Raw genomic sequence first — 24227 nt, forward strand, 5'->3', positions numbered from 1 at the left:
CGCTTGTGTCACGAAATCGACCCGATTTCGTGACACAAGCGCGTTCTCAGGTGGAGGGGGTCGGGGTCAGAGGGTGAAGGGGCGGAGGTCCGCGGCCAGGCGCTCGGACACGTGTGCGTGCAGCAGCGTCCCGGCGGGCTCATGGCTCTGCGACACGATGTGGCCCGCGGTGTGGGCCGCCGCGACGAGCTCGCCGCGGTCGTACGGCACGAGGGCGCGGATCTCCACGGCCGGCAGCGGCAGGGCATCCTCGATCGCGGCGCGCAGCTCGGCGATGCCCTCGCCCGTGCGAGACGACACGAAGTGCGCGTCGGGCGCGAGCCCTCGGAGCACGAGCCGGGCATCCGGATCCAGGAGGTCGGCCTTGTGGAAGACGACGATCTCCCGCGTCCCGCGCGCGCCGACCTCGCCGAGGACGTCACGGACGGTCGCGAGCTGCGCCGCGGGATCCGGGTGGGATCCGTCCACGACATGCACGATCACGTCGGCGCCGGCGACCTCCTCCAGCGTCGAGCGGAAGGCCTCCACGAGCTGGTGGGGCAGCTGCCGCACGAACCCGACCGTGTCGGTCAGCGTGTAGACGCGGCCGTCGGATGCCTCGGTGCGGCGCACCGTGGCATCCAGCGTCGCGAACAGGGCGTTCTCAACGAGGACGCCCGCGCTCGTGAGCCGGTTGAGGAGGCTCGACTTGCCCGCGTTCGTGTACCCCGCGATGGCGACCGAGGGCACCGTGTTGCGCTTCCGCTCCGCGCGCTTGGCGTCGCGCGCCGGGGCGAAGTCCTTGATCTGCCGACGCAGCTGCGCCATGCGCGTGCGGATGCGGCGCCGATCGAGCTCGATCTTGGTCTCACCGGGTCCGCGGGAGCCCATGCCCGCACCGCCGGCACCGACCTGGCCACCGGCCTGGCGGCTCATCGACTCACCCCACCCGCGCAGGCGCGGGAGCAGGTACTCGAGCTGGGCGAGCTCGACCTGTGCCTTGCCCTCGCGGCTCTTCGCGTGCTGGCTGAAGATGTCGAGGATGACGGTGGTCCGGTCGATCACCTTGACCTTGACGACGTCCTCCAGGGCGCGCCGCTGACTGGGCGCGAGCTCCGTGTCGGCGATCACGGTGTCGGCGCCGAGAGCGGCGACGAGGTCGCGCAGCTCCTCGGCCTTGCCGCGGCCGAGGTAGGTCGCGGGGTCGGGGTGCGGCCGCCGCTGCAGCACGCCGTCGAGCACGACGGCGCCCGCCGTCTCGGCGAGGGCGGCGAGCTCGCGCAGCGAGTTCTCGGCGTCCTCGGTCCCGCCCTGGGGGTGCACGCCCGCCAGCACGACGTTCTCCAGCCGCAGCTGCCGGTACTCGACCTCGGTGACGTCCTCGAGCTCCGTCGAGAGCCCCGGCACGCGTCGGAGGGCGGCGCGGTCGTCGCGATCCCACTGGTCGCCGTCGTTGTTCGCGACGGTCGCGGCGTCCTGAAGCGCCTGTGCTCCGAAGATCCGTGACGCGACGCGCGCGTCGGCGTTCTCCAGCACCCGGTCGACGACGTCGCGCTCGGTGCCGTCGACGTCTCGTGTGGGTGTGTCGGTCATCCGTTCCTCTCGCTGCGGAGCATCCTCGAACTCTAGCCTCCCCGCTGGCGCGCGTCTCCGCTACGCTCGCACGCATGGGGAGCGAGCATTACTTCAGTGTCGCCCCCTCCAGCCCAGAGAATCCCCGCCGAATCCGCGTCTTCCTCGCGGGCAACGACGTGGAGGTCACGACGGCGGGAGGGGTGTTCAGCCCCGATCACGTCGACTCCGGGACGGCCGTGCTGCTCGCGAACACGCCACCGGCGCCCGTCGGAGGTCACCTTCTCGACCTCGGCTGCGGCTGGGGCCCGATCGCGCTCTCGCTGGCGATGCAGTCGCCACATGCCACCATCTGGGCAGTCGACGTCAACGAACGAGCGCTCGACCTCGTCCGCCGCAACGCGGAGGAACTCGGTCTAAGGAACATCAACGCCGTGATGCCCGACGATGTTCCCGACGAGGTCGTCTTCCGGTCGATCCGCACGAATCCGCCGATCCGCGTGGGCAAGAACGAGCTGCACGGACTGCTGGAGCGCTGGCTGCCGCGTCTCGACGAGCGCTCCGACGCGTGGCTCGTGGTCGCGCGGAACCTCGGCTCCGACTCGCTGCAGCGCTGGCTGGCGGCGACCTTCGCCGAGGGATTCAGCGTGCACCGCGCCGCCACGGGACGCGGGTTCCGCGTGCTGAAGGTGCGCCATCACGGCTCACCGCGCACCGACACGCTCGATGTCGTCAGGCGAGCGTGATCTCGCCCGTGTAGACGAGGGCCGCGGGGCCCGACAGCAGCACGTGGTTCTCCGGCGTCACCCGGACCCCCAGCTCCCCGCCCGGGACCGACACGGTCCAGCGGTCGGGAGCGGCGGGACCGGCCCAGTGCCGCACGGCAAGCGCGGTCGCCGCGACGCCGGTGCCGCAGCTGAGCGTCTCCCCGACGCCGCGCTCGAACACGCGCATCGTGAGCGACCCCACGCCGTTCACGACCAGCGGGTCGGACGGCACGACGAACTCGACGTTCGCGCCCGCTGCGGGGGCCGGATCCAGCACCGGGATCGCGCTCAGGTCGAGTCCCTCCAGCTCCTCGCGGGAGGACAACGCCACCACGACGTGCGGATTCCCCACGTCGACGCCCACCCCGGGCCGTGCGATGGCGAGCCCCTTCGCGCGGACGAGCACCTCGGCATCCTCGATCCGGAACGCACCGAGGTCGACCTCGATCCCCCGCTCGCTGCGGGTGAGGGTCTTCACGCCCGCGCGCGTGCCGATGAGCACCGGCTCGTCGGCGAGCACGGCCCATCCGGCCTGGTCGAGGTAGCGCATGAAGACCCGGATGCCGTTGCCGCACATCTCCGCGATCGAGCCGTCGGCGTTGCGGTAGTCCATGAACCACTCCGCGCCGGCGGCGACGGCCTCCGCGCCCTCCGAGATGGCGCTCGCGCGCACGACCCGCAGGATCCCGTCGCCGCCGATCCCGAAGCGGCGATCGCAAAGGATCGCAACCTGGTCGTCGGTCAGATCGAGCTCCCCCTCGGCGTCGGCCACGATGACGAAGTCGTTGCCCGTGCCGTGCCCCTTCGTGAAGGCGATGGTCTGCGGCATCCCCTCAGCCTACCGGCGCGGGATCAGGGCAGGACGGATGCCGCCGTGGCGCCGGCGGGCAGCCAGATCACGTCCGGATAGCGGCGGAACCAGGACACCTGGCGCCGCGCATATCGACGGGTGAGGGCCTGGGTCTCCGCGATCGCGGTCGTCTCGTCGGTCTCCCCCGCGAGCTGCCCGAGGGCTTGCGCGTAGCCGATCGCGCGGCGCGCGGTCACCCCGTGCTCGAGCCCTCGTTCGCGGAGGCCGGTCACCTCGTCGAGCAGCCCATCGCGCCACATCCCCTCGACGCGGCGGTCGAGCCGCGCGACGAGCTCGTCGCGCGGCGCCTCCAGCCCGACGATGCGCGTGTCCGGATGCCAGAGCACGGGCGCGTCCGGGAGCGCGGCCCCGTGCGTGACCTGGCCCTGCGCGAGGATCTCGAGCGCCCGCACGATCCGCCGGCCGTTGCGCGGATCGACCCGCGCGGCCGTGGCCGGGTCGGCCTCGGCCAGCCGCGCGTAGAGCACCCCGGGTCCGTCCGTCTCGAGCTCGGCCTCGAGCGCGGCCCGCAGGTCGGGGTCGCGCGGCGGGAAGCGGAAGTCGAAGAGCACGCTGGAGACGTAGAGCCCGGACCCGCCGACGAGGATCGCGTCGCGCCCGCGCGCGTGGATGTCCCGGATCGCCGTGCGCGCGGCCTCCTGGTACGCCGCGACGGCGGCCTCCTCGGTCACGTCGAGCACGTCGAGGAGGTGGTGCGGGATGCCGCGGCGCGCAGGTTCCGGCAGCTTCGCCGTGCCGATGTCCATACCGCGGTACAGCTGCATGGCGTCCGCGTTCACGATCTCGGCCGGCTGCCCGTCCGCCGCCAGTGCCTCCGCGAGCCCGAGGGAGAGCTCGGTCTTCCCGGTGCCGGTAGCGCCCACCACGGCCCAGACCGCCCGGCCCTGAGAACGCGCTTGTGTCACGAAATCGGTCCGATTTCGTGACACAAGCGCGTTCTCACGGGGAGGTGGACAGGCTCAGACACCGGCGCGGAGGACGGGCAGGCCCAGGCTCACGGAGCCGGGCGTGCCCGCGCCGGGCGTGCCCGCGCCGGGCGCCGGAACGGCGCAGGACTCCGCCTGCGCGCGGTCCCAGGCATCGCCGGCGCGGGTGCGGCGGATGCGGAGGGGCGCGCCGTCCGGGGCATCCGCGAGGAGGTGGAAGGGCGCCGCGTGCGTGATCTCCACCGTGACGACGTCACCGGGCCGCGGCACCGCGGAGCCCGCCGGCACCTCGAAGTGCACGAGCCGGTTGTCCTCGGCGCGGCCGGTCAGGCGGTGGGTCTCGGCATCCTTCTTGCCCTCGCCCGTCGAGACGAGCACCTCCACCCGGCGGCCGAGCTGGGCCTGGTTCTCCTCCAGCGAGATGCGCTCCTGCAGGGCGATGAGCCGGTCGTACCGCTCCTGCACGACGGCCTTCGGCACCTGGTCCGCCATCGTGGCGGCCGGCGTCCCCTCGCGGATCGAGTACTGGAACGTGAACGCGCTCGCGAACCGTGCCTGCTCGACGACGCGCATCGTCTCCTCGAAGTCCTCCTCGGTCTCCCCGGGGAAGCCGACGATGATATCGGTCGAGATCGCGGCGTGCGGGATCCGCTCCCGCACGCGATCGAGAATGCCGAGGAAGCGGTCGCTGCGGTACGAACGCCGCATCGCCCGCAGGATCCGGTCGCTGCCCGACTGCAGCGGCATATGCAGCTGCGGCATGACGGCCGGCGTCTCCGCCATCGCGTCGATGACATCGTCCGTGAAGGCGGCCGGGTGCGGGCTCGTGAACCGGATGCGCTCCAGCCCCTCGATCTCGCCCGCCGCGCGCAGCAGACCCGCGAACGCCTGCCGGTCGCCGAACTCGACACCGTAGGAGTTCACGTTCTGCCCGAGGAGCGTGACCTCGATCGCGCCGTCCTCGACGAGGAGCCGGATCTCGCTCAGGATGTCGCCGGGCCGGCGATCCCTTTCCTTGCCCCGCAGGCTCGGGACGATGCAGAACGTACAGGTGTTGTTGCAGCCGACCGAGATCGACACCCAGCCGCTGTGCGCGGAGTCGCGCTTCGTCGGCAGCGTCGAGGGGAACACCTCGAGCGACTCGAGGATCTCGAGCTCGGCCTCGCCGTTGTGCCGCGCGCGCTCCAGGAGCGCCGGCAGCGAGCCCATATTGTGCGTGCCGAACACGACGTCGACCCACGGCGCCTTGTCGAGCACCGCGTCCTTGTCCATCTGCGCGAGGCAGCCGCCGACCGCGATCTGCATGCCGTCCTTGCGCTTCTTCACGGATGCCAGGTGGCCGAGCGTGCCGTAGAGCTTGCCGGCCGCGTTGTCGCGGACGGCGCACGTGTTGATGACGACGACGTCGGCCTCGTCACCGGGCAGAGCCCGGACGTAGCCGGCGCTCTCGAGGGAGCCGGACAGCCGCTCCGAGTCGTGCACGTTCATCTGGCATCCGAACGTGCGCACCTCGTAGGTCCGCGCCCCGCCGTCCCCGGCGAGCGCGGCGGGAGAGGGCGCGATCAGCGTCGGCGCGGAGGAGAGCTCGGGAGCAGACATGATGCGAGCCATTTTATGCCGACACGTGTCGGCCGGGGCCCGCTACTCCTCGAGCGCCCGGCGCGCGGCGGCGAGCGCCACCGAGGACGCGTAGCCGCGCCGTGCCAGCTGCCCGGTCAGGCGTCGCAGCGCGGTCTGTGTGTCGAGCCCGCGCATCGCGCGCGCCTTGGTCCGTGCGAACTCGAGCGCCCGCTCGTCCTCGTCGTCGGGAAGGCCGGCGAGCGCCGCATCCGCGAGGGGGCGGGGGATGCCGCGCCGGGCGAGCGTCTGGGCGATCATGTGTCGCCCCTGCCCGCGGCGCCCGGTGGCGAGCTCCACGAGCCGCTCCGCGAGAGCCGCGTCGTCGAGGTACCCGAGATCGACGAACCGTGCGAGCAGCTCGGCCACCGCGGGGCCGGGCGCGTCCTCGCCGCGGAGGATCCCCTCCGCCTCGGTCACCGACAGCGGGCGCGCGCGCAGCTTCCGCAGCAGCACCGACTCGGCCCGGCTGACACGATCCTCGTCGTCCGCGGCGACGGTCCTCGCGGGCGGGTCGTCGATCCAGCTCGCATCCCACCGCTCGGCCGCCCGCTCGGGGAAGAGGGGGATGACGGGCGCGAGCCCGCCCTCCCCCGCGTCGCCGGTCACGCCGGACGGCGCTGGGCCAGCTCGTCCTCGACGGAAGCCGCGGCAGGCCGCGCCACGCCGATGCCGAGCTTCTCCTTGATCTTCTGCTCGATCTCGGCGGCGATGTCCTCGTTCGCCAGGAGGAACGCCCGGGCGTTCTCCTTGCCCTGACCGAGCTGATCGCCGTCGTACGTGTACCAAGCGCCCGACTTCTTGACGATGCCGTGCTCGACGCCGAAGTCGATCAGGCTGCCCTCGCGGGAGATGCCGGTGCCGTACAGGATGTCGAACTCGGCCTGCTTGAACGGCGGCGCCATCTTGTTCTTGACGACCTTCACCCGCGTGCGGTTGCCGACCGCGTCGGTCCCGTCTTTCAGGGTCTCGATCCGGCGGATGTCGAGCCGCACCGACGCATAGAACTTGAGCGCCTTGCCGCCGGCCGTGGTCTCCGGCGAGCCGAAGAACACGCCGATCTTCTCGCGGAGCTGGTTGATGAAGATCATCGTGGTGTTGGTCTGATTCAGGCCGCCCGTGAGCTTGCGGAGCGCCTGCGACATGAGGCGAGCCTGCAGACCGACGTGCGAGTCGCCCATCTCCCCCTCGATCTCCGCCTTCGGGACGAGAGCGGCGACCGAGTCGATCACGACGAGATCGATCGCGCCGGAGCGCACCAGCATGTCGGCGATCTCGAGCGCCTGCTCCCCGGTGTCGGGCTGCGACACGAGCAGCTGCTCGATGTCGACGCCGAGCTTGGCGGCGTAGTCGGGGTCGAGGGCGTGCTCGGCGTCGACGAACGCGGCGATGCCGCCCGCACGCTGGACGTTCGCGATCGCGTGGAGCGTCAGCGTCGTCTTTCCGGACGACTCCGGCCCGTAGATCTCGATGATGCGGCCTCGGGGCAGACCCCCGATGCCGAGGGCGACGTCGAGGGCGATGGAGCCGGTCGGGATGACCTCGACGGGCGCCCGCTCGTCGCTGCCCAGCCGCATGACCGAGCCCTTCCCGAACTGCTTGTCGATCGAGGCGAGGGCCAGTTCCAGGGCCTTCTCGCGGTCGGCGGGTGATGGCATGCCGTGCTCCTTCGTGCTCGCGTTTCCGTCGCCTGTAGGCTGTCGCGCTCCGCCCCGGTGGGACGAATGCAGCGACAAGGCGTGGGTGCCGATCGGCGATATCCACGCTACGAAGGGGCTCCGACATTCTGCCGGCGTCGCTCCGCTTCTGTGGACAGACGTCGTGCGACATCCGCTGTGCAGGAGACTATGCCTCTCTCGAACGAACGTTCGACGACACGCCGCCCGGGCCGCGGTCAGTTTCGGCGGCGAGGCTCCAGCCGGCCCACACCGTGGCGACGGGCATCCGGGACATCCATCTCGGCGCACAGGGCCAGCCAGATCTCGCGCGGCGGGAAGCCGGCATCGACCGCCTGCGCCGCCGTGCGGCCGTCCACGCGCGTCAGAACCAGGTCGGTCATCAGGGCAGGGCCCCGCGCACCGAACTCGTCTGCGACGGCGCGCTCGAACTCGCTCCGGCGCACTTAGCGAAGGGAGAGCTCGGGCTCGATCGAGGCGACCAGATCGTCCGGCACCACGTCCGGGAAGGTCTGGATGCCCTCGAGCACCGAGAGCCGGTCGCTCACCTCGCGCATGATCGTCGAGATGGGGACGTCGAGCGCTTCGGCGACCGAGGCGAGGATCTCGCTCGAGGCCTCTTTCTGGCCCCGCTCGACCTCGCTGAGGTACCCGAGCGCGACGCTCGCCCGGCTGGCGACCTGGCGGAGGGTACGGCCCTTCTGCTGCCGGAAGTCGCGCAGGACTTCGCCGATCTCATTGCGAACCAGGATCATCTTGGGCCCCTCCTCACCGCCGATTCCGCCGCCGTCCTCGGGAGGGACAACGGTATAACACCAGGTGTTGCCAGACTAACGCTCTGCGCTGTGCATGGGGTGGGAATCACCGAATGTAACCGAGGTGAAACGGTCTTTGTTCCCGGCGGCTCAGAGCGCGTCGCGGGCCAGCCGGATCGCGAGCTGCACCGCCTCGGCGCGGATCTCCTCGCGCGTCCCGGACAGGACGAGCGACTCGACGCGCGTGCCGAGCGGCGTGGACACGCCGATGTGCACCGTGCCGACCGGCTGCCCGTCGGGCGAGTCCGGGCCGGCGATGCCGGTGGTCGAGATGCCGACCTCGGCGGGGCGTCCGTCGACGGCCATGGTCTCCCGCACCCGCTCCGCCATCTGCCGCGCGACCTTCGCCTGGACGGCGCCGCCGACCTCGAGCAGCGTCGCGTCGACATCGAGCAGCGACTGCTTGAGGCCCGTCGCATACGCGACGATCCCGCCGCGGACCGTCCGGGATGCACCCGGCACGGCGACGAGGGATGCCACGACGAGGCCGCCCGTCAGCGACTCGGCGGTCGCGATCGACCAGTCGAGCTCCACCAGCCGATCGAGCAGGCGTTCGGCGTCCGTCCGCCGCTCGGCGTCCGGACGGCGGCGGGAGCGGCGGGTGGCCTCGAGGCTCACCGGGAGCGGCGACTCGGTCATGTCCGAGCATCCGTCCTACGGCCGCGCACCTCGCTGACGACATAGTCGATGCCGCTCGCGATCGTGAGGAGCACCGCGATCGTCATCGTCACGCCGTTGACCCAGAACACCCAGTCGCCGAAGACGGTCCAGAGCGGTGCCAGCGCGAGAGCGAGCGCGACGGCCTGCGCCACTGTCTTGAGCTTGCCCATCCACGCCGCCGCCAGGACGTGGTCGCTCACGACGACGAGGCGGTAGACCGTGATCCCGACCTCGCGGATCAGGACGACGATCGTGATCCACCACGGGAGCTCCCCGAGGATCGAGAGGCCGACGAACGCGGCCCCGGTGAGCACCTTGTCCGCGATGGGGTCGAGGAGCTTCCCGAGGTCCGTGACGATCTCGTACCGGCGCGCGATCCACCCGTCGACGCCGTCCGTGGCGATCGCGACGACGAACAGCACCGCGGCCCACCAGCGGAGCGGGCCGTCCGCGCCGCCGTCGGCCAGCAGCATCCACAGGAAGACCGGCGCGAAGAGGATCCGCACGATCGTGATCGTGTTGGGCAGCTGCCGCGGGACCGCCATCTCAGTCGCGCCCCGTCAGTTGCCAGGCGTCCTCGTCGCCGTCGTCCTCGACGACCGGCAGCCCGTCGAACTGCGCGTCGACCGGGTCCGCGGCAGGCGTGTCCTCGCCGCGGAGGCGGGCGAGCACACCGGGGAGCTGCTCGTTCGTCACGAGCACGTCGCGCGCCTTCGAGCCCTCCGAGGGCCCCACGATCTCCCTCGACTCCAGCAGGTCCATCAGCCGGCCCGCCTTCGCGAAGCCGACCCGCAGCTTGCGCTGCAGCATCGACGTGGAGCCGAACTGCGTCGAGACCACGAGCTCCGCGGCGGCGAGGAGCAGCTCGAGGTCGTCGCCGATGTCCGCGTCGACCTCCTTCTTCTCGGCCACCGCCGCGACATCCGACCGGTACTCCGGCCGCGCCTGACCCGTGACGTGCTTGACGACCTGCTCGATCTCGGCCTCGCTCACCCACGCACCCTGCACGCGGACGGGCTTCGACGTGCCCATCGGGAGGAAGAGCGCGTCTCCCTGGCCGATGAGCCGGTCGGCGCCCGGCTGGTCGAGGATGACGCGCGAGTCCGTCACGCTCGTGACGGCGAACGCGAGCCGCGAGGGGACGTTCGCCTTGATGAGGCCCGTGACCACGTCCACGCTCGGCCGTTGCGTCGCGAGGACGAGGTGGATGCCGCTCGCGCGGGCGAGCTGGGTGATGCGCACGATCGAGTCCTCGACGTCGCGCGGAGCGACCATCATGAGGTCGGCCAGCTCGTCCACGACGACGAGCAGGTACGGGTAGGGCCGGAGGACGCGCTCGCTGCCCGGCGGAACCTGCACCTCCCCCGCCACCACGGCGCGGTTGAAGTCGTCGATGTGGCGGAAGCCGAACGACGCGAGGTCGTCGTACCGCATGTCCATCTCCTTCACGACCCACTGCAGCGCCTCGGCCGCCTTCTTGGGGTTCGTGATGATGGGCGTGATGAGGTGCGGCACGCCCGCGTAGCTCGTGAGCTCCACGCGCTTCGGGTCGATCAGGACCATCCGCACGTCCGCCGGCTTCGCGCGCATGAGCAGGCTCGTGATCATGGAGTTCACGAAGCTCGACTTGCCCGACCCCGTCGAGCCCGCGACGAGGAGGTGGGGCATCTTCGCGAGGTTGGCGATGACGTAGCCGCCGCCGACGTCCTTGCCGACGCCGATCGTCATGGGATGCGTCTGCTGCTGCGCGGTCTGGGAGCGCAGGACGTCGCCGAGCGTCACGATCTCGCGATCCGTGTTGGGGATCTCCACGCCGATCGCGCTCTTCCCGGGGATCGGCGCGAGGATCCGGACCTCGTTGGACGCAACGGCGTACGCGATGTTGTTCGTAAGAGCGGTGATCCGCTCGACCTTGACCCCGGGTCCGAGCTCGATCTCGTACTGCGTCACGGTCGGGCCGCGCGAGAACCCGGTGACCCGCGCGTCGACCTGGAACTGCTGCAGCACCTCGGTGATCGCACGGACGACCTCGTCGTTCGCCGCCGACCGCGCCTTCGCCGGCGTCCCCGCGGCGAGCGCCGTGACCGACGGGAGACGGTACGGAGCCTGCGGCGCGACCCGCTCCCGGTCGGTGCCCATCCCGGCGATCTCGGGCAGCTCGTCGTCGAGCGGGAGGCCGTCGTCGTCCTGCAGGCCGCGCGCGGCCCGAGCCGAGACGTCGGGCGAGATCACCTCGGTCACCGCCTCGGGCATGACCGGCGGCGCCGGCGCGATGGCCCGGTCGAAGCCGCCGGCGCCCGGGGCATCCGCGAACAGCAGCTCGGTGAGGTCGTCGGCGTCGAGGCCGGCGCCGGTCTCCTCCTCGCGGCCGGACGTGTTCCGGCGCCACCACGGCAGCGCGGCCTTGCCGGGGTCCTCGTCCGCCGCCACGGCGGCGGATTCCTCGACCGGGCGGGCGTGCTCCTGGCCGAACATCCACGCGTACAGGTCGCCGATGCGGCGCCCGATGCGGTTCGGCGGCGTCTTCGTGACCACGAGCAGGGAGAGCGACACCAGCAGGCCGAGCACGATGCACGCACCCACGTCGGTGAGCGCCAGCGCGAGCGGCTCCCCGATCATCCACCCGAACAGGCCGCCGGCCTGGCTGAGCGCCGGAAGCCCCTCGTTCGGCGCGGGACGCCCGCCCAGGACATGGCAGAAGCCCGCGATCGAGACGACGAGGAGGCCGAAGCCGATGCCGATCCGGCCGTTGTCGTGGACGCTCGAAGGATGCCGGAACATCCAGCCCGCGAGAATCAGGAGCAGGACAGGGAGGACGAACGCGAGCCGCCCCACGAGGCCGCCGACGGTATACGCGCTGAGAGCGGCCGAGACATCCGTCCCGATGAGGAACCACTCGACGATCGCGCCCACCACCGCGAGCAGCACCAGGAGGAACGGGAACCCGTCCCGCCGCTGGTCCTTCTCCAGCGTCTCCGGGCCGAAGGCGCGGAAGAGCCCGCCGATCGCGTGCGCGAGACCCATCCACGCCCGCACGGCGACGCCCGGGCGATCCTCCTCGCCGACGTACCGCTTCGGCGCCGGCTCGGGCTTGCGCGCACGCGACGTCTGCGCGGCGCGACCGCTCGTGCTCGAACGCGTACTCCTGGGCATACTTCCACGGTAGGCCGGGAGGGGGACATCCGGCCGTAGCGGCGCGCTCCGGCTTACGCTTCGATCACGAGCGGCACGATCATCGGCCGGCGGCGAAGCGACTGGTTCACCCAACGGCCGATCGTGCGGCGCACGATCTGGGAGAGCGCGTGGTTGTCCCGCACGCCGGACTGCACGGACTCCAGCAGCGCCGCGGCGATCTTCGGCTTGACGGCCTCGAAGACCGCGTCGTCCTCCGCAACTCCGCGCGCGTGGATGTCGGGCCCGCTGATGATCCGGCCGGTGGCCGTGTCGATCACCACGATGACGGAGACGAAGCCCTCCTCGCCGAGGATCCGGCGGTCCTTGAGGTCGGCCTCGGTGATCTCGCCGACCGTCGAGCCGTCGACGTACACGAAGCCGAGATCGAGCTGACCGACGACCCGCGCGACGCCGTCCCGGAGGTCGACGACCGTCCCGTTCTCGCCGACGATCGTCCGGTCGGCGGGGATGCCGGTGTCGATCGCGAGCTTCGCGTTCGCGTTCAGATGCCGGTACTCGCCGTGGACGGGCAGGACGTTGCGCGGCTGGAGGATGTTGTAGCAGTAGAGCAGCTCGCCCGCGGCGGCGTGCCCGGAGACGTGCACCTTCGCGTTCGCGCGGTGCACGACGTTCGCACCGAGCTTCGTGAGCCCGTCGATCACCCGGTACACGGCGTTCTCGTTGCCCGGGATGAGGCTCGAGGCGAGGATGACCGTGTCGCCGGATCCCACCTCGATCGCGTGATCGAGGTTCGCCATGCGCGACAGCACCGCCATCGGCTCGCCCTGCGACCCGGTCGACATGTAGACGATGCGGTCGTCGGGCAGATCCCGCGCCTTCTTGTAGTCGATGAGGACGCCCTCGGGCACGTGGAGGTAGCCGAGCTCCTCCGCGATCGTCATGTTGCGCACCATGCTGCGCCCGAGGAACGCGAGCCGGCGGCCGTTCGCGGCCGCCGCGTCCAGCACCTGCTGCACGCGGTGTACGTGGCTCGAGAAGCTCGCGACGATGACGCGGCGCGGCGCCTTCGCGATGACCTGGTCCAGCACCGGCCCGATCGAGCGCTCGAGCGGCGTGAAGCCGGGGACGTCGGCGTTCGTCGAGTCGACGAGGAACAGGTCCACGCCCTCCTCGCCGAGCCGCGCGAACGCACGGAGGTCGGTCAGGCGGTCGTCCAGCGGCAGCTGGTCCATCTTGAAGTCGCCCGTCGCGAGCGCGAGACCCGCGGGGGTGCGGATCGCGACCGCGAGCGCGTCGGGGATCGAGTGGTTGACGGCCACGAACTCGAGGTCGAACGGACCCACCTGCTCGCGCTGCCCCTCCTTGACCGTGAGGCTGTAGGGCGCGATCCGGTGCTCCTTCAGCTTCGCCTCAGTGAGCGCGAGCGTGAGGGACGAGCCGATCAGCGGGATGTCCTGGCGCAGCTTGAGGAGGTACGGCACCGCGCCGATGTGGTCCTCGTGGCCGTGCGTGAGCACGACGCCGACGATGTCGGCGAGGCGATGCTTGATCGGCTCGAAGTCGGGCAGGATCAGGTCCACCCCGGGGTGGTGCTCCTCCGGGAAGAGCACCCCGCAGTCGACGATGAGGAGCTTGCCCTCGTACTCGAAGGTCGTCATGTTGCGGCCGACCTCGCCGAGGCCACCGAGGGGCGTGACGCGCAGGGTTCCGGGCTCGAGCTCGGGGGGGTCGTAGACGGTCGTCGGCATCCGTGCCTTTCCGGGACGCGCACCTCGCGCCCGCCTTCGCTTTTCCGCGCGCCGGGCGCGGCCTATCTGGTCGTGCCGTGCACCTTCGGGAGCGCGCCGCCGGCGGCCGCGTTCCGATCGGGACGGAAGTTGGAGAAATCGGCGCCCGGGACGCTGGTCACCAGGGCCAGCTCGTCCTCGATGAGGGCGGCCTCCCACTCCTCCGGGCCGACGAGCGGCAGCCGGACGCGGGGGCTTCCGATGCGGCCGAGGCCGTGGAGGATGTACTTCGCCGCCACCGTGCCCGGCACGTGCGTCATGACGGCGCGGACGAGCGGCTCCAGGCGCTGGTGCTCCGCCGTCGCGGTCCGGAGGTCGCCGCGGTTCACCGCGTCGACGATCGTGCGATACGGCGCGGCGGCGATGTTGCCGGTCACGCCGACGAGGCCCGTCGCGCCGATCGAGAGGTGCGGGAGCACGTTGGCGTCGTCGCCCGAGAAGTACAGAAGGTCGGTCTGGTTGAGCACGCGGCTGACCTCGCTGAAGTCGCCCTTGGCGTCCTTGATCGCGAGGATGTTCGGGTGCTTCGCGAGACGCAGGATCGTCTCGTACTTGATGGGAACGCCGGTGCGGCCGGGGATGTCGTAGAGCATGACCGGCAGGTCGGTGGCGTCGGCCACCATGCGGAAGTGCGTCAGGATGCCGGCCTGCGTCGGCTTGTTGTAGTACGGCGTCACGACCAGGAGCCCGTCGGCGCCCGCCTTCGCGCTCGCGCGGTAGAGCTCGATCGCGTGGGCGGTCTCGTTCGAGCCGCCGCCCGTGATGACCTTCGCCCGACCGGCCGCGACATCCTTGCCGACCTCGACGAGCCGGATCTTCTCGGCGTCGGTCAGGGTCGAGGTCTCCCCCGTCGTGCCGGTCACCACGATCCCGTCGGCGCCCGCGCCGACGACGTCGTCGATGTGCTTCTCGACGCCGGGCCAGTCGACCTCGCCGTCGGCCGTCATCGGAGTGACGAGCGCGACGAGCACCTGTCCGAAGGGATTGGGCGCGTGCGTCATACCCCCAAGGCTATCGGTTCCGGGCCGCCGCTCAGGCGGCGGGGACCGCGGCGGCGATCGCCGACTCCACGGTCGGGTGCCGGAACTCGAAGCCCGAGGATGTCAGGGCGGCGGGGACGATGTCAGCGTCCGACGTCAGCAGCGCCTCGGTGGCATCCCTCCCCAGCACGAGGCGCATCGCCCAGACGGGTGCACGCAGGAGGAACGGGCGGTTCATGCGAACCGCGAGGGCGAAGCCGATGTCGTTCGCCGTGGCGCGCGTGGGTCCGGTCAGGTTCACCGGACCGGTCAGACCCGCGTCGATCACGTGCCGGATCGCGCGGACCTCGTCGTCGAGGGAGATCCACGGCCACGCCTGGGTGCCGCGGCCGACGGGGCCGCCGAGCCCGGCACGGGTGAGGAGCATGAGCGGCTTGAGGACGCCGTCCGGATGCAGGACCGGCGCGGTCCGGAGCAGAGCCACGCGCGCCGAGTCGCCGGCCGACCGCGCCGCCCGCTCCCACTGCGCGCAGAGGTTCGCGAGGAAACCGTCCCCCGCGGGCGCGTCCTCGGTCAGGCGCACGCCCGATCCGTAGTACCCGGCCGCCGAGGCCGAAACGAATGCCGGGGCGTCCGCGCCGAGCGCACGGACGGCATCCGCGATCGCACGCGTCGGACCGAGCCGCGACGACACGAGCGTGCGCTTGTACGCCGCCGTCCACGGGAAGCGCCCCACGCTCGCGCCGCTCAGCCCGACGACGGCGCTCGCGCCCGCCAGGACAGCCGGATCGAGCGCGCTCGCACCCGGGTGCCACTCCACCTCGTCGGCCGTGCGCGCCGGTCGGCGCACGAGGCGGGTCACCGTCACGCCGTCGGAGCGCAGCGAGGCCGCGAGGGCCGAGCCGATGAGGCCGGACGATCCGGCCAGGACGACGCGCGAGCGCGCCGCCCCGTCCCCGCGGGGACTCTCAGGCAAGCGCTGCCTCGAGCGTGATCTCCACCCCGGCGAGGGCCTTCGAGACCGGGCAGTTCGCCTTCGCGTCCTCGGCGAAGCGGTCGAAGTCGGCCGCGTCGAGGCCCGGGACGTTCGCCTCGACGTTGAGGTGGCTGCCGGTGATGCCCGTGCCCGGCGCGAACGTGACCGAGGCGGTCGTGCGGATCGACGCGGGCGGGGTGCCGTTCCCGGCCAGAGCGTGCGACAGGGCCATGCTGAAGCACGACGCGTGCGCCGCGGCCAGGAGCTCCTCGGGCGTCGTGACCGTGCTGGATCCCTCCGAGCGGGCCTTCCAGTTGATATCGAACGTGCCGATGCTCGACGAGTCGAACGTCACGGTACCCGCGCCCTCGACGAGGCTGCCCTTCCAGTCGGTGGTCGCTTCGCTCGTGATCGCCATCGGAACCTCCGGGGTTGTCGGTCGCACGCCTCGTGCGTCGGGGGTCAGCCTAACGGCGCGCGCGACACCGAGGGAGGGATTCGCGGAGAGTTCACGCGGACGTCGCGGAGGCACGGCCGACGAGGCCGGCGCGCTGCAGCAGCAGGTACAGCTGGCATCCGAGGCACAGCCCGAACACCGCGTTGAGGAACGCCGCGACGAAGGCCGCGGCGGCGGCGATCGGCAGCGCCCAGGGCACGCCGAACAGCTGCAGCACGAGACCGATCGTGGTCACGAAGAGGCCGACACCCTGCGCGAAGCGCGGCGGGCGCGGGTCCTCGAACTCGGTCGGCGGGGCCAGCCTCGGCTGCACGAGCCTGCGGTACAGCACACCCCATGGCGCGGTGCGCGGCCAGGCGACCGACCACAGGAACAGGAGCGCGATCACGAGCAGGAGCAGGAAGGCGGGGTCGAGGATCCGCTGCAGGACGGTCGCCTGCGTGATCGCCCAGCCCGTCGACGGCGCGTAGGCGGTCGGCAGCCCGGTGAGCCCCAGGAGGACGTCGATCAGCAGGAGCACCGCGGTGATCCCGGCCACGAAGCGCGGGCCTCGCGGGTCGATGCCGCGGGGGCGGGTGGGCGTGGTCATGTCAGGCGGCCTCCGTGAGCCGGACCAGCTCCGTCTCGACGACATCGCGTCGGAGGGCGCCGCCGAGGCGCGTCCGGATGACGCCGCGGCCGTCGAGGATGAGAGTCGTCGGCGTCTGGAGGATACCGAAGTCGCGCGCGATGTCGGGGCGATGCGTGAGATCCACGTCGACATGCCGGACGCCGTCGTGCGCGTCCGCCACCGCGGTGAGCGTCCGTCGCACGCCCGGGCACTTCGCACACATCTCGGTGCTGAACTGCACCAGCGTCGCGCTGCGGCCGAACTCAACGTCGCCGAGCCGCACCGGGTCGACGGGTGCGCGCTCCGCCGTGTGATGCGCGCGCCCCTGCGACCTCTGGAACAGCACACCGCCGATCACGGCGCCGGCCAGCAGCACGGCGACCGCGATGAGCGCACCCACGAGTGTCACAGCAGTGACGATATCCGCGCCCCGGAGGGGCGGGGGCGATCGTCCGCGAATATGACGGTCGGGCGTAACAGAGCGCGTCGGAGGCGGCCGGTAGGGTGGCACCGTGACCGACGCCGCAGACACGCCCGCCATCGAATTCCGCAGCGACGTGACCGTGGAGCTCGTCCGATCCAGCGCCTCGGACGGCGACGTCCTGTTCGCGGCCCGCGTCTCGACGCTGGGCGAGCAGTCGCTGGAGAGCGCTGGCGACGAGGTCGGTCCCCGCGACCGCGGGCTCATCAACTTCCTCATGCGCGACCGCCACGGCTCGCCGTTCGAACACAACTCGATGACCTTCTACGTGCAGGCGCCGATCTTCGTGTTCCGCGAGTTCATGCGGCACCGCATCGCGTCGTACAACGAGGAGTCCGGCCGCTACCGCGAGCTGCGCCCCGTCTTCTACGTCCCGAACGAGGACCGCAACCTCGTCCAGGTCGGCAAGCCCGGCGCGTACGACTTCCTGCCCGGCTCGGCCGAGCAGCACGAGATCGTCCAGGACGCAACGCGGACGGCATCCACCCTCGCGTTCGAGGCATATCAGCGGATGCTCGAGGCCGGCGTCGCGCGCGAGGTCGCGCGCATCGTCCTCCCGCTCAACATCTACTCGTCGATGTACGTGACGATGAACGCGCGGGCGCTCATGAACTTCCTCTCCCTGCGGACGCGGGTCGAGGGCACGCACTTCCCGTCGTTCCCGCAGCGCGAGATCGAGATGTGCGGCGAGAAGATGGAGGCCCTCTGGAAGGACCTCATGCCGCACACGCACGCCGCCTTCAACGCGAACGGCCGCGTCGCCCCCTAGCCCCCCCGGCCCCGAACCCACCTCCTCCTCGCGAACCCACGCCTTCCTTGCGCTGCGAGGGGGTGATCCGGCGAGGAGGAGGTGAGGTCGGCGGACGCGGAGCCCGGGCGCGGCGCCCGGGCGCGGGGTCGCGCCGCCCCCGGGCGCGCTCTCCTGGGCCTCCCTCTCGCCGGCGAACCCACCTCCGGCTCGCGCGCGAACCCACCTCCGGCTCGCGCGCGAACCCACCTCCTCCTCGCGCGCGAACCCACCTCCTCCTCGCGAACCCACGCCTTCCTGGCGCTGCGAAGACGTGATCTGGCGAGGAGGAGGTGGGTTCGGCGCGGGCCGGGCGGGCGCGGGGACGGCGCCCGCGCGCGGGCGCGGCGCGGGCAGGGCAGGGCGGGGCGGGCGCGGGGACGGCGCCCGCGCGCGACGGCGCGAGCCGGACGCGGGCAGGGCCCGAGGAATCTCGCGGTCAGGGGTGAGTACGGGCGAGGCGGATCGCGCGGCGGATCGCGGCACGCGCACGGCGGCGGTCGCCGGCGGCGTCGTATGCGAGGCCCAGACGGTACCAGGAGCGCCAGTCGTCCGGCGCCGCCTCGACCTCCGCGCGGTAGGACGGGAAGACGGCATCCGCGTCCTCGCGGTAGACGCGGCCGCTGGGGCGCACGTGCACGGACTCGTCCGGCAGCCGCCCCTCGGCCTCGAGCCGACGGCCCAGCGCGGTCGCCTGGAAGCCGAACAGGATCTCGCGGCCGACGGCCCAGATCGCGATGAGGGGCAGCACGATGAGGGCGGCGCCCATCGCGATGCCGACCGGCTCCCCGCTGGTGACGAGGATCCACGCGCGCTGCCCGACGAGGATGATGTACAGCGCGAGCGCCGCGACGATGACCGCGACGCCGATGCGGGTGCTCATACCCCCGTCACCCGGGCAACCTGGCCCGGGACGCCGCCCTCGTCGACCGGTCCGTTCGCCGTGTCCGGCGCGCCCGGGGTGCGGAGTCCGATGTCGAGGAAGCTCTCCAGTCCCACGACGACGCCACGCACGGCGGGCGTGGCCCGCAGCGCGACGCGGATGCCCGGCGCGTATGCCAGCGCCGGCTCGGTGGTGTCGTGCACGATCGACAGGGTCTCCCCCGGGCCGGACAGCAGCACCTCCTGACGCGCGATCACGCCCGGGCGGCGCAGCGAGTGCACCGGCACGCTCGCGACCTGCTGACCCCGCGCGCGCTGGTCGACGTGCGGCGCGGACACGGGTCCGACGTGCTCACGCGCCGCGGCGATCAGCTCCGCGGTACGCACGGCCGTGCCGCTGGGCGAGTCGACTTTCGTGTCGCGGTGCGCCTCGACGATCTCGACGGAGTCGAACAGCGGCGCGGCGGCCGCCGCGAGCGCGGTGCCGACCACGGATCCGAGCGAGAAGTTCGGGATGAACACGGCGCCGACCCCGGCGGCATCCGCGAGCGGGCGGACGAGCGCGATGCGCTCGCCGGACCAGCCGCTCGTGCCGACGAGAATCGGGATGCCGCGCTCGAGCGCGGCGCGGACGACATCGATCGACACGATCGGCGTCGACGCGTCGACCACGAGGTCATGGCCCTCGATGAGCGCGATGTCGTCGCGCGACGAAAGGCAGGCGCCGACCTCGAAACCGCTCTCCTGCTCGACGACGTCGCGGATGATGCTGCCGAGCTTCCCGGTCGCACCCACGATGGCCACGCGCGTCGTCATGGACTCCAGCCTACGGCCCGGCCTCCCCCCGCCGAGAACGCGCGTATGTCACAGACACGCCGGAGAAACGTGACATAAGGGCGTTCTCGCGAAGGGGTGGGCGGGGCTCAGACGAGCGGGATCTCGGGAAGCCCGGTGCGCAGCTCGAACGGCAGGTGCGCGAGGTCGTTGTGGTAAACGAGCGTCCACGGGCGGTTCGACTTCTGCGCTAGCACCGTGAGACCGCAGTTCGCCTGGTTCAGCGTCATCCACCGCCACGCCGGCGCCTGCAGCGCCTCACGCACGAACCACGCGATGACCGAGTTGTGCGTGATGAGGAGCTCGTGCACCTCGCCCTTCTTGCGGACGAGGAACTCGCTCGTGGCGTCCTCCATCTGCGCGCGCCCGGCCTCGACCTCGGCCTCGGTGATGGAGCCGAAGAACGGCTCGAAGACGGGCGGCGCGTCCTCCGTCATCCCCGTCGGGACGCAGTCGAACAGCAACGCGGACGGCTGCGGCTTCAGCGAGGGCAAGCGCTGGGCGACCAAGCGCGCCGTCTCGGCGGCCCGGACGAGCGGCGAATGCCAGACGGCGTCGAACGGGATCGGCGAGAGCCGGTCGGCGATCCGCTCCGCCTGGCGGCGTCCGCGCGGCGACAGCGGGCCGTCTTCCAGGCCGTGCTCCGCATCCTGATGCTCACCGTGTCGCACGAGATAGATGTAGTGCGTCACGACTGCTCACTTCCTCGGGGCGATCGCGTCGCGCGGTCAGGCACGACCTCGGGCACGACTAACAGCGTACGTCACGCTCCAGACACGGGATCACTCGGCGGCGCGAGCGATGTCGGAGAGCTGCGAGCGGCTGAGCCGCACCGCGACCCCGTCGGCGAGCTCGTGGACATGGGCGACGGCGTGCGCGTTCACGATGGGCGCGGTGATCGCGCGCTGCGACAGCAGCCACGCGACGGCGACCGCCGCGACTGCGACGCCCTTCTCCGCGGCGATCGCGTCGAGCGCCCGCAGGACCCGGGCGCCGCGGCGCGTGAGGCTCGCGGCGCGCTGGGCGCCGCGGACCGACAGCACCGGCGCGGTACGGGAGCGGTGCACACCCGCGAGGAACCCGTGCGCGAGCGCGTGCGAGGGGGTCACGGCGATCCCCTGCGCCCCCACCACGAGACGCAGGTCGGACGCGAACTCGTCCTGCTGGAGGATGTTGTACGGCACGTCGATCACCGTGATGCGGGGATATCCGGCCGACGAGAGAATGCGCGCCTCCACAAGCTTCTCGGCGGAGAGACCGCACGCCGCGATGGCGCGCACCTTCCCGGAGCCGACGAGCCAGTCGACCGTCGCGAGAATGTCCTCGAGCCGCGCGTCGCCGCCAGCGACGGCATCCAGGTACAGAACGTCGATGCGGTCGGTGCCGAGCCGGGTGAGCGACCCCTCCACCGCCCGGACGAGCGGGACCGGGCCGAGGCCCGGATTGTCGGGATGCGTGCCGACCCGGGTGGACACGACCACGTCGTCGCGCATCCCGCGCTGCGCGAGCCAGCTGCCGATGATGTGCTCGCTGCGCCCGCCCGTGTACGAGTCGGAGGTGTGGATCATCGTGCCGCCGCGGGCGAGGAACGCATCGAGGATGCGGTGGCTCGTCGCCTGATCCGCGTTCCACCCGAACTCCGCGCCGCCGAGGACGAGCGGGAACACGTCGAAGCCGCTCTCCCCCAGGGGAACTCGCGGCGGTCGCGCGAGCGCGATCGGGATGGGACCGGACGGGTGCACGGTCGCGGGGGCGGTCTGCTCCGGGACGACGGGCCCTCGGGCAGCACCGGTGTCGAACAACGGCATCCGTCACCCCCTCACCCGAGCGCCGGCGGCGCGGTGACACTCGGCCCCCACACCCCCCAGCGCGTACTTCCGAGAGTAGGGCAGAGGAGCCGCCCCGCGGGGTTGTCGGACGACGCGATCCTTAGGGATTGATAACTTTTTGATCACGACACGCCTACCCCGTGCCGCAACCCCTGTGGGCGCATGCATCTAGAGCTGAACGAGACCGAGTCTCACGGCATGGATCAGCACCTGAACGCGGTCGCGCAGCGCCCATTTGCGCATGATCCGGCTGAGGTTCGCCTTCACCGTGGTCTCCGCAAGATGGAGGGTCGAGGCGATCTCCGCGTTCGCCCGCCCCGTCGCCAGAAGGCGGACGATCGACATCTCGCGCTCGGTGAGGTCGCCGGACGACGGCGCTGACCTCGAACGATCGTCGCTGTCCTGCACGGCGGACACAAGTGCGCGCGCCAGCCGCGGCGACAGAATCGTGTCGCCCCGGTGGGCGGCATGGATGGCGGCGATGACGTCCTCCGGAGACGTGTCCTTGAGGAGGTACCCCGACGCACCGGCACGAAGCGCTTCGACGATGCGCCGGTCGGAGGCGAGCGACGTGAGGACCAGCACCCGGACATCCGGGAGCTCGGTCGCAATCGCCGCGGTCGCCTCGATTCCGTCCATGACCGGCATCTGCAGGTCCATCAGGACGACGTCAGGAACGCTTCGGCGCGACTTCGCGACCGCATCCGCCCCATCCACCGCTTCTCCGACTAGCTCAATGTCCTCAGCAGAGCTGACGAAGACTCGAAGTGCGGCACGGATGAGCTTCTCGTCGTCCGCCACGAGCACGCGGATGGACGACATGGCGACGATCCTATGCACCGAGCCGGACGGGAGATAGCGACTTTCGTCGCTAGTCGACGTCAGCAGAATCATTGAGAATCAACGGCGGACATCTTTAGCAGGCCGTCATCGGCCAACTTCTGGGGGGATCATGCTCATTCTCAACGCGTTCGCCGCGCTCGGTGGCAAGGCCAGCACTACGGCGGGAATCATCGACTGGGTTTGTAGGGTTCTTCGCATCTGCCAGTGATGCCGGCCGCGGCAGAATGGGTGGATGGGACCCGTGAGCGACACCGACGGGAGCCCATCCGCCTCGCGGACGGCCCGCACGCTCACGGGGCGACAACCGGACGGGAGTGTCCTGCTCGCTCCGCCCGCACGCTGGTCGCTGCTCGCGGTGGTCACCCTCGCCGTCCTCGCCTCGCTCGTCATCGACATGACGACATGGTCGATCGGGTCGACCATCGAAATCGCCGCGCTCCTCGCGTGCGCTGTCTTCGCATGGCGCCCGTGGGTCGCGACCATCCTTGTCGTCTTCGTCGGCCTCGCCGCGACCCTGGTCGGATTCACTCCCCAGCTCTCCCTGCTTCTGGCCGTCGTCTCGGGCCTCGTGATCTACGCCTGCACCGCCCCGTTGATCGCGGCGTACCTCCTGGTCGCCGCGACCCTTCTGATGACCGGCTGGGCCCAGGGCTACATCGGCGGGGGTGGCGCCATCGCGATTTCTGCCATCGGCCTCGCGTCCAGCGCGGTCGGCGTCGCAATCCGTCGTACGGTCGCCGCCAGGCAGAGGCTGGAGAAGGACCTCGCGCGCCGTGAACGAGAGACCGAGATCGCCGTCCGCCAGGAACGCGAGCGGATGACCGACGAGCTCCACGACATCGTCGCCCACAACATCACGATCGCAGCAATGCACGCCCGAGCACTCCCTCTCGCGGCTGATTCGACCACGCGGACCACGTCGCTTCATGCGATCTCCGAGGCCACCGGCCAAGCGCTCGTGGACATCCGCCGGATACTTCACGTCGAGACGGGGAGCGATGTCCGCGACGAGGCCGAGCAACCGCCAACCATCGCGGAGGTCGTGGAGGAGGTTCGTTCCCGTCTGGAAGCCGCGGGCATCCCGACGGAGCTCGCCTTCGAGCGGGCGCCGGACGATGAGGGTCAGCTGTCGCTGAACGTCGCGACCACGGTGGTACGTGTTGCCCGCGAGCTGGCCAACAATGTGATCGTTCACGCGCCGCAGAGCCAAGCAGCGCGCATCGCCGTCACCATGACCGAGAGGAAGCTCACGGTTTCCGTCTGGAACGACGTTCCGGCAGGCCCCGCCTCCACGGAGCGGTCGGGGGGATACGGAATCGACCGTATGAGGGAGAGGGCTCGATTGGCGGACGGAGAGTTCGACGCGGCCGCTGTCGACGGTGGATGGCTCGCGACGCTTGCTCTCCCCCGCGTGTGACGCGCTTCGGGCCCCTTCACGTCGTCGGGTCGCTGCCTTCACCGCGCTTGCCTGCGCGCGATACGCCTCTCGAGTTTTCGCCGCAGCCGGTGGAGTCTGGCAAAGCTGCGAAGACCGGTGACCGTCGTCCGTCCGATCTCCTCGAGCGGGAGGAGCTCGTTGACGGCGAGCTCGTCTTCGACGGCGGAGACGTTTTTCGCGCCGCGCGACTCCACGACGTCGTTCGACGCCTTCATCAGGTCCGAGTTGAGCGGATGCTGGGCGATCTGCTCGTTGACCAGCTGCAACCTCAGCTTGAGCTCGTTGATGTCCTTCGGCAGTGCCAT

Annotated in this window: 26 protein-coding genes; 3 read left to right on the plus strand and 23 right to left on the minus strand. The window is 71.2% G+C overall.

Annotation, left to right across the window (positions count from 1 at the left end):
• Positions 1 to 66: 66 nt before the first annotated feature.
• Positions 67 to 1572, minus strand: a complete 1506-nt coding sequence (gene hflX / locus ABCS02_RS08750) for a GTPase HflX (RefSeq protein ID WP_345835249.1) — start codon at positions 1570 to 1572, stop codon at positions 67 to 69.
• A gap of 74 nt (positions 1573 to 1646) precedes the next feature.
• Here hflX and ABCS02_RS08755 point away from each other — a divergent pair, with 74 nt between their 5' ends.
• Entirely contained in the window at positions 1647 to 2297 is a 651-nt protein-coding gene (locus ABCS02_RS08755; protein WP_345835250.1) for a methyltransferase, read from the plus strand.
• Here ABCS02_RS08755 and dapF read toward each other — a convergent pair.
• From dapF to ABCS02_RS08835, 16 genes are all read right to left on the minus strand, one after another.
• Positions 2284 to 3147 carry a diaminopimelate epimerase gene (gene dapF, locus ABCS02_RS08760; RefSeq protein ID WP_345835251.1) on the minus strand — a complete coding sequence of 288 codons (864 nt, stop codon included), beginning with the start codon at positions 3145 to 3147 and terminating at the stop codon, positions 2284 to 2286. The genes ABCS02_RS08755 and dapF overlap by 14 nt on opposite strands.
• Positions 3148 to 3170: 23 nt before the next feature.
• Complete coding sequence (miaA, locus tag ABCS02_RS08765; protein ID WP_345835252.1) at positions 3171 to 4094, minus strand: tRNA (adenosine(37)-N6)-dimethylallyltransferase MiaA; 924 nt, start codon at positions 4092 to 4094, stop codon at positions 3171 to 3173.
• Positions 4095 to 4148: 54 nt separating this feature from the next.
• Entirely contained in the window at positions 4149 to 5714 is a 1566-nt protein-coding gene (gene miaB / locus ABCS02_RS08770; protein ID WP_345835253.1) for a tRNA (N6-isopentenyl adenosine(37)-C2)-methylthiotransferase MiaB, read from the minus strand.
• A gap of 42 nt (positions 5715 to 5756) precedes the next feature.
• Positions 5757 to 6341: a regulatory protein RecX gene (locus tag ABCS02_RS08775; RefSeq protein WP_345835254.1), complete on the minus strand. Its 585-nt coding sequence runs from the start codon at positions 6339 to 6341 to the stop codon at positions 5757 to 5759.
• Positions 6338 to 7390, minus strand: coding sequence for a recombinase RecA (recA, locus tag ABCS02_RS08780; RefSeq protein WP_345835255.1), 1053 nt, complete (start codon positions 7388 to 7390; stop codon positions 6338 to 6340). Before recA ends, ABCS02_RS08775 begins: the two co-directional genes overlap by 4 nt.
• Positions 7391 to 7626: 236 nt before the next feature.
• The gene (locus tag ABCS02_RS08785) at positions 7627 to 7854 is read right to left on the minus strand and encodes a DUF3046 domain-containing protein (protein ID WP_345835256.1); all 228 of its coding nucleotides are present in this window, start codon (positions 7852 to 7854) and stop codon (positions 7627 to 7629) included.
• A complete protein-coding gene (locus ABCS02_RS08790; RefSeq protein WP_345835257.1) occupies positions 7855 to 8163 on the minus strand; it encodes a helix-turn-helix transcriptional regulator in 309 nt (102 codons plus the stop codon).
• A gap of 150 nt (positions 8164 to 8313) precedes the next feature.
• A complete protein-coding gene (locus tag ABCS02_RS08795) occupies positions 8314 to 8862 on the minus strand; it encodes a CinA family protein (RefSeq protein WP_345835258.1) in 549 nt (182 codons plus the stop codon).
• Positions 8859 to 9428: a CDP-diacylglycerol--glycerol-3-phosphate 3-phosphatidyltransferase gene (gene pgsA, locus ABCS02_RS08800; protein ID WP_345835259.1), complete on the minus strand. Its 570-nt coding sequence runs from the start codon at positions 9426 to 9428 to the stop codon at positions 8859 to 8861. Before pgsA ends, ABCS02_RS08795 begins: the two co-directional genes overlap by 4 nt.
• A 1-nt stretch (position 9429) precedes the next feature.
• Positions 9430 to 12036, minus strand: coding sequence for a DNA translocase FtsK 4TM domain-containing protein (locus ABCS02_RS08805; RefSeq protein ID WP_345835260.1), 2607 nt, complete (start codon positions 12034 to 12036; stop codon positions 9430 to 9432).
• A 53-nt stretch (positions 12037 to 12089) separates the two neighbouring features.
• Positions 12090 to 13766: a ribonuclease J gene (locus ABCS02_RS08810; RefSeq protein WP_345835261.1), complete on the minus strand. Its 1677-nt coding sequence runs from the start codon at positions 13764 to 13766 to the stop codon at positions 12090 to 12092.
• Between the two features lie 62 nt (positions 13767 to 13828).
• A complete protein-coding gene (dapA, locus tag ABCS02_RS08815; RefSeq protein ID WP_345835262.1) occupies positions 13829 to 14806 on the minus strand; it encodes a 4-hydroxy-tetrahydrodipicolinate synthase in 978 nt (325 codons plus the stop codon).
• 31 nt (positions 14807 to 14837) lie between these two features.
• Positions 14838 to 15761 carry a TIGR01777 family oxidoreductase gene (locus ABCS02_RS08820; protein WP_345835263.1) on the minus strand — a complete coding sequence of 308 codons (924 nt, stop codon included), beginning with the start codon at positions 15759 to 15761 and terminating at the stop codon, positions 14838 to 14840.
• Complete coding sequence (locus tag ABCS02_RS08825) at positions 15754 to 16179, minus strand: OsmC family peroxiredoxin (RefSeq protein WP_345835264.1); 426 nt, start codon at positions 16177 to 16179, stop codon at positions 15754 to 15756. The genes ABCS02_RS08820 and ABCS02_RS08825 overlap by 8 nt, the downstream gene beginning before the upstream one ends.
• A 91-nt stretch (positions 16180 to 16270) precedes the next feature.
• A complete protein-coding gene (locus tag ABCS02_RS08830; RefSeq protein WP_345835265.1) occupies positions 16271 to 16807 on the minus strand; it encodes a DUF4395 domain-containing protein in 537 nt (178 codons plus the stop codon).
• A 1-nt stretch (position 16808) separates the two neighbouring features.
• The gene (locus tag ABCS02_RS08835; RefSeq protein WP_345835266.1) at positions 16809 to 17237 is read right to left on the minus strand and encodes a thioredoxin family protein; all 429 of its coding nucleotides are present in this window, start codon (positions 17235 to 17237) and stop codon (positions 16809 to 16811) included.
• A gap of 103 nt (positions 17238 to 17340) precedes the next feature.
• Here ABCS02_RS08835 and thyX point away from each other — a divergent pair, with 103 nt between their 5' ends.
• On the plus strand, positions 17341 to 18078 hold the full coding sequence (gene thyX / locus ABCS02_RS08840; protein ID WP_345835267.1) for an FAD-dependent thymidylate synthase: 738 nt from the start codon (positions 17341 to 17343) through the stop codon (positions 18076 to 18078).
• A 457-nt stretch (positions 18079 to 18535) separates the two neighbouring features.
• Here thyX and ABCS02_RS08845 read toward each other — a convergent pair whose 3' ends face one another.
• From ABCS02_RS08845 to ABCS02_RS08865, 5 genes are all read right to left on the minus strand, one after another.
• Positions 18536 to 18979 carry a hypothetical protein gene (locus ABCS02_RS08845; RefSeq protein WP_345835268.1) on the minus strand — a complete coding sequence of 148 codons (444 nt, stop codon included), beginning with the start codon at positions 18977 to 18979 and terminating at the stop codon, positions 18536 to 18538.
• Positions 18976 to 19794 carry a 4-hydroxy-tetrahydrodipicolinate reductase gene (dapB, locus tag ABCS02_RS08850; protein WP_345835269.1) on the minus strand — a complete coding sequence of 273 codons (819 nt, stop codon included), beginning with the start codon at positions 19792 to 19794 and terminating at the stop codon, positions 18976 to 18978. The genes ABCS02_RS08845 and dapB overlap by 4 nt, the downstream gene beginning before the upstream one ends.
• Before the next feature lie 107 nt (positions 19795 to 19901).
• Positions 19902 to 20504 carry a histidine phosphatase family protein gene (locus tag ABCS02_RS08855; RefSeq protein ID WP_345835270.1) on the minus strand — a complete coding sequence of 201 codons (603 nt, stop codon included), beginning with the start codon at positions 20502 to 20504 and terminating at the stop codon, positions 19902 to 19904.
• A gap of 90 nt (positions 20505 to 20594) precedes the next feature.
• Complete coding sequence (locus tag ABCS02_RS08860) at positions 20595 to 21620, minus strand: aldo/keto reductase (protein WP_345835271.1); 1026 nt, start codon at positions 21618 to 21620, stop codon at positions 20595 to 20597.
• Positions 21621 to 21809: 189 nt separating this feature from the next.
• Positions 21810 to 22535, minus strand: coding sequence for a response regulator transcription factor (locus ABCS02_RS08865; RefSeq protein WP_345835272.1), 726 nt, complete (start codon positions 22533 to 22535; stop codon positions 21810 to 21812).
• Positions 22536 to 22839: 304 nt separating this feature from the next.
• Between ABCS02_RS08865 and ABCS02_RS08870 the strand changes: the two genes are divergently transcribed.
• Positions 22840 to 23901, plus strand: coding sequence for a histidine kinase (locus ABCS02_RS08870; protein WP_345835273.1), 1062 nt, complete (start codon positions 22840 to 22842; stop codon positions 23899 to 23901).
• A 38-nt stretch (positions 23902 to 23939) separates the two neighbouring features.
• Here the strand turns inward: ABCS02_RS08870 and ABCS02_RS08875 are convergent, their stop codons facing one another.
• On the minus strand, positions 23940 to 24227 hold the full coding sequence (locus tag ABCS02_RS08875) for a hypothetical protein (protein WP_345835274.1): 288 nt from the start codon (positions 24225 to 24227) through the stop codon (positions 23940 to 23942).

The organism is Microbacterium sp. X-17 (assembly GCF_039615055.1).